We start from the raw sequence: 11933 nt of genomic DNA on the forward strand, positions 1-11933 counted from the left end.
TCCTTCTGCCCTCTTGTCCACCACCCGGGTGGCCTTGCCCTGGGACTGGGGCAGGGTGTTGTGCTCCACCAGGTCAATTTTGGGACTGATGAGTATCTCCTCTCTTAAAAGGCCGGCTATCTTGTTCTGAATCTGCTGCAGGCGGCGCATGTCCTCCACAAAGAATTCATCTCTTATCTCCACCCTGACCCGCATCTGGTCCATATGACCCTGGCGCTCCAGCTGGATGATATAGTTCTGTCCCACTTCGGGAATGGACATGAGTATCTTTTCCACCTGCATGGGATAGATGTTGACACCCTTGATAACTATCATATCGTCTGAGCGCCCGGCAATGCGGTCAATGCGTCTGTGTTTACGCCCGCAGGGGCATTGTCCGGGAATAAAGCGGGTCAGATCCCGGGTACGGTAGCGCAGGATGGGCATGCCTTCCCGGGTGAGTGTGGTCAGGACCAGTTCCCCGGTTTCGCCCTCTGATACAGGCTCCAGTGTCTCAGGGTCGATGATTTCCGCCAGGTATGAGTCCTCCCACAGGTGCATCCCTGTCTGGTACTCGCACTCAAAGGCAACTCCGGGACCGTTCATTTCTGACAGGCCGTAGGAATTAAAAGCCTTGACCCCATAAATCTCCTGGATTCTGGCTCTGATCTCCTCGCTATGAGGTTCGGCTCCTATAAGCATGATGCGCAGGTGCATGGAGCGGGGATCAATCCCCAGCTCTTCAAAAACCGTACTCAGGTGCATGGCGTATGAAGGGATAATGTGTGCCACGCTGACCTTGTAGTCCCCGAGCATCTTTATCTGACGTCTGCTGTTGCCCGCTCCGGCAGGAATAGTGAGACACCCCAGCCTTTCGGCCCCGTAATGTATGCCCAGGCCCCCTGTAAACAGGCCGTATCCGCTCATATTCTGAAAAACATCGCTGGGGCGGACCCCGGCGCAGTGCATGGACCTGGCCACAAGGTCGGCCCAGACATTTAAATCGTTTTGAGTGTGCAGAATCACAGTGGAGGACCCTGTTGTACCTGAAGATGCGTGCAGGCGGACCATTTTTTCTTTGGGCATAGCCAGAAAACCAAAGGGATATTGTTCACGCAGGTCTTCCTTGGTAGTAAAGGGCAGCCTGGCGACATCTTCGTGGGAATTTATGTCCGAGACCTTTACATTGGCTCTGGCCAGGCAGTTGCGGTAGAAATGGGAGGCTGTGGCCTGGTGGACTGTATTTTTCAGCCTGACAGCCTGCAGGCTGTCAATTTCATTTTTGTCAAGTACCTCTTGTCTGTCAAAGACTTGCATACTCATTCCCCGGTTATGATTGCTGTTGTTGCCGGTGCCGGCATGCCTGTTCAGTGCATGTGGCTGACATTAATGGAAGTGCTTTGGTTGTTAGCTGCGCAACAGGCTAAAACGTCTGGGCTTCTTCTTCGGAAGGAGCCGGGACATGGGTGAGATTTTCAAAGGCGGTAAAACGGTCCAGGAATGAGAGTGCCACAGTTCCCACTGGACCGTTTCTCTGCTTGCCGATGATGACCTCGGCCACGTTCCGGCGCGGATTATCATCCTTGGGATTGTACACACCGTCGCGGTACAGAAACAGGATGACATCCGCGTCCTGCTCGATGGCGCCGGATTCGCGCAGGTCGGACAGAACAGGGCGTTTGTTGGTCCTGTCTTCAACCTTGCGGTTGAGCTGGGACAGGGCAATGACCGGTACGCTCAGCTCCTTGGCCAGTGCTTTGAGGGACCTGGATATCTCGGAAATTTCCTGCTCCCTGGAGTCGATGAATCTTCCGGCCCGCATGAGCTGCAGGTAATCCACAACCACCTGGTCCAGACCTTTTTCGGACTTCAGTCTGCGGCTCCTGGCGCGCATTTCCATGGAAGACAGAGCAGGAGTGTCGTCTATATATATGGGAGCCATGGAAAGGGCCTGGGCGGCTTGATGCAGCCTGTTCCAGTCCTCGTCGTTTAAAAACCCTGTCCGGAGGTTTTTCAGGTCTACCTTGCCCCAGGAGCAGAGCATGCGCATCATGAGCTGCTCCATGGACATCTCCAGGGAAAATATGGCTGTTTTGACCCCATGGGCCACTGCGGAGCGCATGACTGTGTTCAGGGCGAAGGCGGTTTTGCCCATGCTGGGTCTGCCGGCGCAGATAATAAGGTCTGTGGGTTGAAACCCGGCGGTGATTTCATCCAGTTTGTGGTAGCCTGTAGGCACCCCGGTGACCAGTTCCTTGCGCTCCACCCTTTGTTCCAGGAGCTTATAAACTTCACCCACCAGTTCCTTGGTGGATTTGAAAACCGGTTTGGTCTTGGACTCGCTGATGGCGAATATGCTCTGTTCAGAGGTGTCCAGGAGCTGGCTTATTTCGCCGGCCGGATCGAAGCTCTGGGCGATAATATCGGTGGCGGCCTGAATAAGGTGCCTGCGTATGGATTTTTCCTTAACTATCTGGGCATAAAAGTGCACGTTGGCTGAGGCAGCCACTGCCTCGGTAAGGGTGGCCAGGTAAACTGCACCGCCTATACTTTCCAGTTTAGAACTTTTTTCCAGTTCCTCGTGGACAGTGACCAGGTCCACCGGAATGTTGCGGCGGTAGAGTTCTATGAAAGTCCTGAATACAATACGGTGCGACTGTGAGTAAAAATCCTCCTCGTTTAAGACATCCACCAGAGTGTGCAGGACATCGTTGGATAAAAAAACCCCCCCCAGAACCGCCTGCTCGGCCTCCAGGTTCTGGGGGGGCATTCTTTTTACCAGGTCAGAGGAAACTGCTCCCAGAGAATGGCTCAGGTCCCGGCCGGATTGTTTAGAGACACCTTTGCCCTTCAAGAATCCGCCGGAACCGGCATGAGAGACGGTCTCAGGATTCTTCCCCTGATTGCCCGATGTCTTGTTCACTGTCATGTCTTACAACACTGACCTTTATGTCAACCTGGATGTCATGATGGAGTTTTACTCCGATTTCGTATTCCCCAAGGCTTCTAATGGGATTGTCCAGTACGATTTTGCGTTTATCTATGTCTATGCCCTGCCGGGCGAGGGAATCGGCAATCATGGCAGTGGTTACTGAACCGTAAAGCTTGTCATGCTCGCCCACGCGCACGGGTATAACCACACGGGCCTCCTGAAGCTTTTCGCCGAGACTCTGGGCCTCGCGGCGGATGGAATCCATCTTTTCCTGCAGGCGTTTTCTCTCCTGCTCGAAGATGTTCAGGTTGGCCTTGGTGGCCGGATAGGCCAGTCTTTGAGGGATTAAATAATTGCGGGCATATCCTGGCTTGACCTTGACCATGTCTCCCAGTCGACCCAGGTTGTCTACGTCTGCTCTTAATATCAGCTGCATTTTCGATTACTCCTAGGTTGTCTTTTTCCTGACTTCTGTGCTGTGGGTTGCAGTGTAATACAGCAGGGCCATCTGCCTGGCCTTTTTGATTTCAGTGGTCAGCGCCCTCTGGTGTTTGGCGCAGTTGCCGGTGATCCTGCGGGCGATGATTTTGCCCCGGTCAGTAATGAAGTCCTTGAGCATATCCACGTTCTTGTAGTCCAGGATGTTTTCCTTGGAGGCACAGAAACGGCAGAATTTCTTTCGGGGGGCGAATTTCTTGTATACCATGCTTATTCCACCTCCTGTACCTTGTCCTGAGGCAGCCTTACGGTCAAAAATTTAAATACACCGTCAGATATCCGGATATTACGTTCGAATTCCGAGACCTGGGTGGCAGGCAATGAATACTCCATGCGTATGTAGCGGCCGCGGGTCTGTTTCTTGACGGGGTAGGCCAGGGTTTTCAGCCCCCAGTCGTCATTCTTGATGACCTGGCCTTCGTTTCGTTCCAGGACGCCGGAGAATTTCTCCACCAGTTCTTTGCTTCCATCGGAACCAATTTCCGGGTTCAGCAATAAAAGAGTTTCGTACCTTGCTTGCATCAATTGTTTCTCCTTTTGGTCATGCGGCCCTCGTAACGAGAGCAAGGCTGGGTTTGAGTGTAAGGTCGCACGTATCTGTTCAGCGCTTTTAAGGAAAGCAGGGGACAGGCACCCCCGCACTTATTTTTCAGTAATGATCATCACATCAGCGAAAAAATAAGTGCGGGGAAAGCCAGTCCCCGTGCCACATGCAAAGCGCTGAACAGATACGGTCGCACACTGATGGTGTATGCGAGTCGAAAAAGTTTAATAAACAACCACAAACTTGCAAATATATTTGTTCCATATTGTTATGTCAAGCGCAAATATCGGTCCAGCTCGGCCATAAATTCCGGGATCAGTTCATTTCCCCGGACTTTACGGACCACTTGTCCTTTCATGAATATAATGCCGCAATCCCGACCCCCGGCCAGACCAATATCAGCTTCGCGGGCCTCTCCAGGTCCGTTGACCACGCAGCCCATTACAGCCACAGTGAATACCTTTTCCACCTGTCTGAGCCTGTCTTCAACGGCCTGGGCCAGGGCAGGCAAGTCAATCTCAGTACGTGCACATGTAGGGCAGGATATAATCTGAGGGCCCCTGTGTCTGAGACCCAGGGACCGCAGTATCTCCCAGGCCACGGTCATTTCCTGTATCGGCTCCGCGGTCAGGGACACGCGCAGTGTGTCGCCGAGGCCCATATGGAGCAGGATGCCCAGACCCACCCCGGATTTGGCGGCTCCGCGCAAAGGGGTTCCGGCCTCGGTAATTCCGATGTGAAGGGGGTAATCGCACATGTCAGCCATGAGCCTGTAGGCCTCTATAGTATTAGGGACTGATGATGATTTAAGAGATATCTTGATGAGGTTGAAACCCTGTTCCTCCAGGATTCGGATATGGCCTGTGGCGCTTTCCACCATAGCCCGTGGAGTTGGTCCGCCGAATTTTTCCAGCAGTATTTTTTCAACAGAACCGCTGTTGACTCCAATGCGAATAGGCACAGCGCGCTTGCCTGCCTCTTGAACCACCCGGACTACCCTGTCAGGCCCTCCGATATTGCCCGGGTTTAAACGAAGCCCATCCACCCCGGCTTCCAGGGATTTCAGAGCCAGGCGGTGGTCAAAATGGATGTCCGCGACTACTGGAACAGGAGAGCCTTTTTTGATATCCGGAAGACTCAAAGCGGATTCCATGTCCGGTACGGCTACGCGGACCAGTTCGCATCCGGCTTTGGCAAGCATGCCTATCTGCTGCAGGGTTTTTTCAGTGTCCCGGGTAGGGGTGTTGGTCATGCTCTGCACCCGGATGGGGTTGTCACCCCCGATGCCTAACTCACCGATTTTGATGACACGGGTTTTCCGTCTTTGCATAATAATAATGATAACACCGGTCTGAGCGGGCTTCAAGAAAAGATTTACCTCTCTTAAACCATGCGTAACCATATTTTTTTTGGGAGGGCTTCGGTGGTGATTGCCGATATCCACCCCCCTGAATGCTTACACAGGCAGAGTATGAGGCAATAGTGTGAATGTATTAAACTAATGCAATGCGTGGCTGAAGTGGAAAATGTTTGCCGAAAAATTTGCTTGTTTCTTGTAGAAAAAGTTATTATTGATCCAGTGTTGACGGGGATGTATCTGTTTTGCGTCTGTCCCAAAAAATGAGTCCTGTTGAGCACAAAATGGTAACCATTCAGGGAATCCTCGGTGGTGACTAATGGCACAAGGCCTGGGGACTGTCCCCCGCTAAGTAATGATTGCGCGGCTTCACAAAATTTCGCGTTTGTACTTTTTGTATTTGTGCAGGAAAAGTGTCGCGGGGACTGTCCCCGGTCCGGTCTTTGCCCCCCTGAATGGTTACACAATATGATGCTCAAGCGGGTCCCGGGGTGCCTATCCCCTGCTTTCCTTAATAACGCTAACAGATACCTTTATCTTAACCTTTTACCCGGCTTAACACTGCCTCCGGCAGTCACGCACGGGCGTGGTTTAACTGGGTGTACTTTTCACCATCAACTTTTAACTCTGAAGATAAAGGATTATAATTATGAAGCGAAATGAACTGATTTTCTGGATGTTTATTTTCTGTTGCGCCTTGATACTGGTATCAGGTTGCGCCTCGGAAAAAGAGGAAGAGATTGAGTTGACCATGGTCACATTCTGGCCTGCCTCACATCCCCAGGTGGATCAGGGCCATCTGGCCTGGATAGAGGAGGTGCATGAAAGGAGCCAGGGCAAGGTGAAAATCACCCTGCATGCCGGTGAGTCTCTGCTTGGGGCCAGGGAGATCTACAGTGGAGTGGAAGACGGGGTGGCTGATATCGGAAGCACTTGTCCAGCCTATACTCCGGGAATGTTTCCATTGACTGAAGTATTTGAATTGCCTGGCTATGAAAATGTCAATTCCGTAGCTGCTTCTCTGACTGTGCATGAGGGATACAAAAGGTTCAGGGATGAGCTTGGCGTGGATGAATTTTCGGATGTCAAGGTGCTTATGTTCTGGGCCACTGGTCCGGGAGATATCATGAGCAAGATTCCGGTAAAGACTTTAGATGACGTGCAAAGGCTCGAGATAAGGGCTGCGGGCGGCAGTGCAGTGCCTGTAAAAACCCTGGGTGCTGTTCCCCATTCCATGCCCATGTCAGAGGCATATCTGGCCCTGGACCAGGGGCTGGTGAATTCCATCCTGGGGCCGACGGACACTTTAATGGGCTTCAGGCTGGCAGAAGTTGTTCAGTATGTAACCAAGACTCCTTTTCTGTACAATATACCTTTTGTCAAGGTTATGAACAAGGAGACCTGGGATTCTTTGCCCCAGGACGTGCAGGATGTTTTTGAGGAATTAAACGATGAATTCGCCATGAAATATGGAGAGCTTTTTGCCAGAGCATCCAGGGAAGGGCTGGAGTTTGCAAAAGAAGAGCACGATATTCAGGTACTGGAATTGTCTGATGATGAAGAACAAAGATGGATAGAGCGCCTGGACGCTGTAGTGGACGAGTGGGTTCAGGACAAATCCGGTGCGGGCTTGCCTGCAGAGGAGGCAGTCAGAATCACCAGGGAACTGGATGAGAAGTTTTCTGCAGAGTACAGAGATTTCTAAGGCGGGCTTTGCCCCCAACCCAATAAATTAAAGATGCGACTGCAAAAAGTCTTATTTCCAGTCGCAGTAGTCAGTGGTCAGTAGTCAGAGGTCGGAGGTCAGTAGTCAGTAAAATCAAAGAGTAAGATGATCCATATTTACCACTATCAGTTAATATCTGACTTTTTGCAGGTGCATCATTAAAGAGCTTTTTTGACAGGATTAACAGGATTAAGATATCACTACAGCGAAACTTATGACTGACCTCAGGGGACTGGCTCTCCCCGCACTTATTTTTTCCAATAAAACCAAGATCATTTGTAATAAAAATAAGTGCGGGGGTGCCTGTCCCCAATTGAGATACGTAATTATATTTTATAAGGTTCGCTGTAGTGTTAGTGCGATAAGTGCAAGACAGTCCCACCGCCAGGTACTGAAACTCCGACTTTGCTCGAAGCGAACCACGCGAAGCGCTTGGCAGGACGAGTGGCAGTCCTTTATGGCGTGACGGGCAGATCAAACAGATTGACACAGAATTTTTCAGTAGGAGTATGGATGTCTGAAAAAGATGATCCGGCTTCAGCCTGGCTTCGCTGGGCCAGGGAAATACAGGCCATAAGCGGAATCGGGCTTTTATTCAGCAAGAATCACCACGATGAGAAAAACTTTTCCCGGCTGCAGGAAATAGCCGCGGAAATGGCCGAGATGCATTCCAACCTGGATTACACCCGGGCCATGAACATTTTTCAGGACCAGAGCGGCTATGTCACTGTCAAGGTGGATGTGCGCGGAGCAGTGATACAGGACGGGCGCATCATGCTGGTAAAAGAGATAAAGGACGGCCTGTGGTGCCTGCCCGGGGGCTGGGCCGACGTAGGGGAAACACCTTCGGAGATGGTGGCCAGGGAAGTCTGGGAGGAAAGCGGGTTCAACGTGGTTCCGGAGCGCCTGGTAGGAGTTTACGACGCCAACCGGGGTGGGCGGCCCATCTCCTTTTTCCATGCCTACAAGATTGTCTTCATGTGCCGCATAACCGGAGGCCATGCCCGGATCAGTCCCGAGACTTCCGCGGTGGATTTTTTTGATTTCGACGATCTGCCTGTTCTTTCCTCCAACCGCACCAATGAGCGCCACCTTGAACATGTAAGAGCCTGCCTTATGGATCCGCAACGTCCGGCAGCATTTGATTAGCCGGAGTTGCCATGGATCTTGAACCCAGACAGGTGCGCCTGTACATAGCCCCGCTTCTGTCTTTGACTATTTTTTTATCGGTCCTGAACGGGGTGACCTTCAATCTGGCCGTCCCGGACATTGCTGCGGACTACGCTGTATCTCCGGCTATGGTCAGCTGGGTGGTTACAGCCTACATCGTGATCTTTGCCTTTGGTTCCGTGATGTATGCCAGGCTGGGGCAGAGATTTCACCTTCGCGATCTCATTACTGCAGGCCTTTTGATATTCTGCCTGGGGTCCCTTCTGGGTTTTTTTACAGATTCATACCATATGCTGGTGGCCGCGCGTATGATCCAGGCGGCCGGGGCTTCTGGGATTCCGGCCCTGTCCATGGTGCTGGCCACTGTATATGTCCCGGTGCATATCCGGGGACGCCTGCTGGGTCTCATTGCCTCCACCGTGGCTTTCGGCCTGGGTATAGGTCCCATTATAGGGGGGCTTATTGCCGGATACCTGCACTGGAACTATCTGTTTCTCATGCCCCTGCTTCTTTTGCCCACAATTTACCTGCTTAGAAGAGCCCTTCCCAGGCAGAGCGATCTTGTCCGCAAACCCCTGGACCTGCCGGGCGCACTTCTGCTGGCGGGTACCGTGGGCTGTCTGCTGTTCATGGTCAATATGCTTATGTGGTGGCTGCTCCTGCCGGCCCTGGCTCTGGGGATCCTTTTTGCAAGGCGTATCTTTTCCGCGGCTTATCCTTTCGTATCTCCGGAACTGCTTAGAAGCCCCGCCTATCTGCACGGCCTGCTCACAGCTCTTCTGGCCATGGGCACCATATTCGCCACTTTTTTCCTTATGCCTCTCATGTTCAGGCATATCTATGAAATGCCTACTCTGCATATCGGGCTGTATCTGTTTCCCGGAGCCATGAGCGCAGCCCTGGCCGGTCTGGTTGCCGGCAGGTTCGTGGATCGCTGCGGAGCTGCTCCAGTGGTCAGGACGGGTTTTCTGATTCTGATGACAGGATTTTGCCTGATTATCTTAACCGCCGGCCAGAGTCCGATAATAAGCGCTTTGTGCCTCATCGTGGCTAACTCGGGCTTTACCATTATCCATTCCTCACTGGCAGGGGCTGTATCCGGGACCCTTCCTGACGGTCGCGTTGGGCTTGGAATGGGGGTTTTCAACCTGGTATTCTTTGTTTCCGGAGCCCTGGGCACGGCCTCGGCTGGAATGTTTCTGGATTTGCTTGGCCATGACCAGCCCGGATCATACAGCTTTATTTTCGTCGGCTGCCTGGCACTGGCTCTGGCTGCGCTGTTTATTTTCAAACGCAGTTTTTCGCAGACCTGCAAATAGTACTACAGCGAAGCTTATAAAATATTATACCTGCCTCAATTGGGGACAGGCACCCCCGCACTTATTTTTTATTACAAATGATCTTGGTTTTATTGGAAAAAATAAGTGCGGGGAGAGCCAGTCCCCGGAGGTCAGTCATAAGTTTCGCTGTAGTGATAGCATTTTACCCAAATCAGGCCAGGTATGAAAGGGGTAAAAATCCGCCTTTATTGCCCAAAACATACCAAGCATGAAATGGGTAATAACTGCGCGTAATTGCTCACATCAGGCAATGCATGGCAAGGCAGGCTGGCCTGGCTTTAAGTTTTATGACCTGCTTTTACAAGGCGGATATTTTTTTAGTATCAATGGGCTTTGACTTGATTTACAGGTAATAATCAGCCAGAATGCTCGGGCAACCATTGCTTTACACTGGATATTTTTTGTAATGTAAGCATTCAGGGTGTGCCGCAACCGGCCCGGGGACAGTCCCGCACTTATTTTTTTCTGATGAACAATTTACAGATGTGAGCGTTAGAAAAATAAGTGCGGGACAGTCCCCAGGCCTTGTGCCAGGAACTACCACTTAGGACTCCCTGAATGCTTACTTTGTAATTCGCTCATAAATCCGGACCGCAGGCTGAAAAAGGAGCATAGCCCATGCTGAAAACCGTCAAAGATGCCTGCCAGCTTCATGAAACCACCCTTGAATACCAGGTTGCCGGCGGGGTGGAGAATCTGGCCCAGGTGATTTCTGCCAGGGATGAAGGACAGGAATTTTTCGCCAAGAGTTTTTTGACCGCAGGCATGGAAGACCTCCTGGCTCAGGGGCTTCTGCGCCTTTCAGGCAAATCTGAACAGGCGCTTTTTGAACTGGCTCAGGCCATGGGTGGTGGTAAATCCCATCTTATGGCCTCTTTGGGGCTATTGGCCCGATATCCTTCCCGGAGATCCAGTGTTCTGCCCGGTGACATTGTGCAGCGCCTGGACCCTCAACCATCCCGTGTAGCGGTTTTTGACGGGCGAAGCAGTCCGGATCATTACCTGTGGGGAGACATTGCCGAGCAACTTGGCCGGGGTGAAATCATGCGCCCCTTCTGGGAGCACGGCCCCAAGCCACCCAGCAAGGATGACTGGAAGAATCTCATCGGCGACGACCCGGCTCTTCTTCTTTTTGATGAGCTCCCGCCCTATTTTCTGGAGGCCAGGACAGTTTCCGTGGGCAAGGGGACCATGGTGGACGTCCTTACCCGCACCCTGTCCAATCTTTTTGTCGCCGCTCTGGAACTGCCCCGCTGCTGCATTGTCCTGTCCAATCTCACAGACAGCTACAGGGAGCAGGTCAAAGAAGTCCGCAGGCTGGTATCAGATGTACAGCAGGAGGCCCGCCGCCAGGCACGGATAATTACCCCGGTTTCGCTGGAGGGCAACGAAATCTATGCTATCTTGAGAAAAAGACTTTTCGCCGAAATGCCTTCCCAGGAAGATATGGACGAGGTGGCAGAGGCTTATGCGGCCCAGGTGAAACTGGCCGAGGACAGCGGCTACCTCACCGCCCGCAGCATGGAGCAGGTGGCCGAGGAGGTGCGTGATACTTATCCTTTCCATCCTTCTTTCAAACACCTGGTGGCCCTGTTCAAGGACAATCCGGATTTCAGGGAAACCCGGGGACTTCTTCAGTTTGCTTCCCGGGTTATCCGCTCTGTATGGCTAAGAACTACCAATGACGTCTATCTTATCGGCACCCAGCATTTAAACTTCAACGATAGCCTGGTTATCAATGAAGTATGTGATATCAACCGTGCCCTGCGACATGCCATTGCCAAGGATATTGCGGATAACGGCAATGCCCATGCAGAGATTATTGATGCCGAGCTGAACAGCGATGCAGGCAGCCAGGTGGCAGCCCTGCTTCTTTCCTCTTCTCTTTCCCTGGCAGTCAAAGGACACATGGGCCTGCGCCGGGAAGAGGTCATCGAATATCTTGCAGCTCCCAATCGCAAGCCGGAAGAGTTTTCCCAGGCCTTTGAAAGACTGCGCAAAAGCGCTTGGTATCTGCATGCTGAAGGAGAATTATTTTATTTCAAAGACACGGAAAATCTCATTAAGCGGGTTCAAAAGGAAGCCCGCTCCCTTGCCAGGGGGAAAGTGGAAAATGCCCTTAGAAACCGCCTGCAGGGTGAGTTGAAGGCTGAGTCACGCCAAGCGTATCAAGAAGTGCTGGTAATGCCGGAAATTAACGAGATCAATCTCAGCACCCATCGCGTTCTTGTGGTGATCCCTCCGGACAATAGCGTTCCCCCGGAGGATATCAACCGCTTTTACCGCTCAGTATCGGAGAAGAATCATCTGCTGGTGCTCTCCGGTAATGACACCTATATGGCTTCCCGGGTGGAAGAATCCCTGCGGGAGCTCTATGCTGTGGAGCA

At 52.1% G+C, this 11933-nt stretch carries 10 protein-coding genes; 4 read left to right on the forward strand and 6 right to left on the reverse strand.

Translation table 11 applies throughout. The features are described 5' to 3' along the window. The 6 genes from QZP87_RS00095 to ispG form a co-directional block, all read right to left on the reverse strand. Positions 1-1296, reverse strand: a 1296-nt coding sequence (locus tag QZP87_RS00095) for a phenylacetate--CoA ligase (RefSeq protein WP_291320892.1), incomplete at its 3' end; no start/stop codon positions are given. Positions 1297-1402: 106 nt separating this feature from the next. Further along, on the reverse strand, positions 1403-2833 hold the full coding sequence (gene dnaB, locus QZP87_RS00100) for a replicative DNA helicase (RefSeq protein ID WP_291320901.1): 1431 nt from the start codon (positions 2831-2833) through the stop codon (positions 1403-1405). Positions 2834-2864: 31 nt separating this feature from the next. Beyond that, complete coding sequence (rplI, locus tag QZP87_RS00105; protein WP_291320893.1) at positions 2865-3347, reverse strand: 50S ribosomal protein L9; 483 nt, start codon at positions 3345-3347, stop codon at positions 2865-2867. Positions 3348-3359: 12 nt separating this feature from the next. Next, positions 3360-3617, reverse strand: a complete 258-nt coding sequence (gene rpsR, locus QZP87_RS00110) for a 30S ribosomal protein S18 (protein WP_291320894.1) — start codon at positions 3615-3617, stop codon at positions 3360-3362. Between the two features lie 2 nt (positions 3618-3619). Further along, entirely contained in the window at positions 3620-3931 is a 312-nt protein-coding gene (gene rpsF / locus QZP87_RS00115; RefSeq protein WP_291320895.1) for a 30S ribosomal protein S6, read from the reverse strand. Between the two features lie 290 nt (positions 3932-4221). Beyond that, a complete protein-coding gene (gene ispG / locus QZP87_RS00120) occupies positions 4222-5283 on the reverse strand; it encodes a flavodoxin-dependent (E)-4-hydroxy-3-methylbut-2-enyl-diphosphate synthase (RefSeq protein WP_291320896.1) in 1062 nt (353 codons plus the stop codon). Positions 5284-5959: 676 nt separating this feature from the next. Between ispG and QZP87_RS00125 the strand changes: the two genes are divergently transcribed. The 4 genes from QZP87_RS00125 to QZP87_RS00140 form a co-directional block, all read left to right on the forward strand. Next, positions 5960-7015: a TRAP transporter substrate-binding protein gene (locus tag QZP87_RS00125; protein WP_291320897.1), complete on the forward strand. Its 1056-nt coding sequence runs from the start codon at positions 5960-5962 to the stop codon at positions 7013-7015. 534 nt (positions 7016-7549) lie between these two features. Then, entirely contained in the window at positions 7550-8185 is a 636-nt protein-coding gene (locus QZP87_RS00130) for an NUDIX hydrolase (RefSeq protein ID WP_291320898.1), read from the forward strand. 11 nt (positions 8186-8196) lie between these two features. After that, complete coding sequence (locus QZP87_RS00135; RefSeq protein ID WP_291320899.1) at positions 8197-9525, forward strand: MFS transporter; 1329 nt, start codon at positions 8197-8199, stop codon at positions 9523-9525. Between the two features lie 639 nt (positions 9526-10164). Further along, positions 10165-11933: DUF499 domain-containing protein (locus QZP87_RS00140; protein ID WP_291320900.1), on the forward strand; the 1769-nt coding region annotated here is incomplete at its 3' end.

The sequence above is a fragment of the Desulfonatronospira sp. genome (genome assembly GCA_003563255.1).
GTDB lineage: Bacteria > Desulfobacterota > Desulfovibrionia > Desulfovibrionales > Desulfonatronovibrionaceae > Desulfonatronospira.

What these genes read in the sequence shown, in the direction of transcription:
- rplI (WP_291320893.1), bottom strand. Translation starts at nt 3,347, where the DNA reads ATGCAGCTGATATTAAGAGCAGACGTAGACAACCTGGGTCGACTGGGA.
- rpsR (WP_291320894.1), bottom strand. Translation starts at nt 3,617, where the DNA reads ATGGTATACAAGAAATTCGCCCCCCGAAAGAAATTCTGCCGTTTCTGT.
- rpsF (WP_291320895.1), bottom strand. Translation starts at nt 3,931, where the DNA reads ATGCAAGCAAGGTACGAAACTCTTTTATTGCTGAACCCGGAAATTGGT.
- ispG (WP_291320896.1), bottom strand. Translation starts at nt 5,283, where the DNA reads ATGCAAAGACGGAAAACCCGTGTCATCAAAATCGGTGAGTTAGGCATC.
- QZP87_RS00125 (WP_291320897.1), top strand. Translation starts at nt 5,960, where the DNA reads ATGAAGCGAAATGAACTGATTTTCTGGATGTTTATTTTCTGTTGCGCC.
- QZP87_RS00130 (WP_291320898.1), top strand. Translation starts at nt 7,550, where the DNA reads ATGTCTGAAAAAGATGATCCGGCTTCAGCCTGGCTTCGCTGGGCCAGG.
- QZP87_RS00135 (WP_291320899.1), top strand. Translation starts at nt 8,197, where the DNA reads ATGGATCTTGAACCCAGACAGGTGCGCCTGTACATAGCCCCGCTTCTG.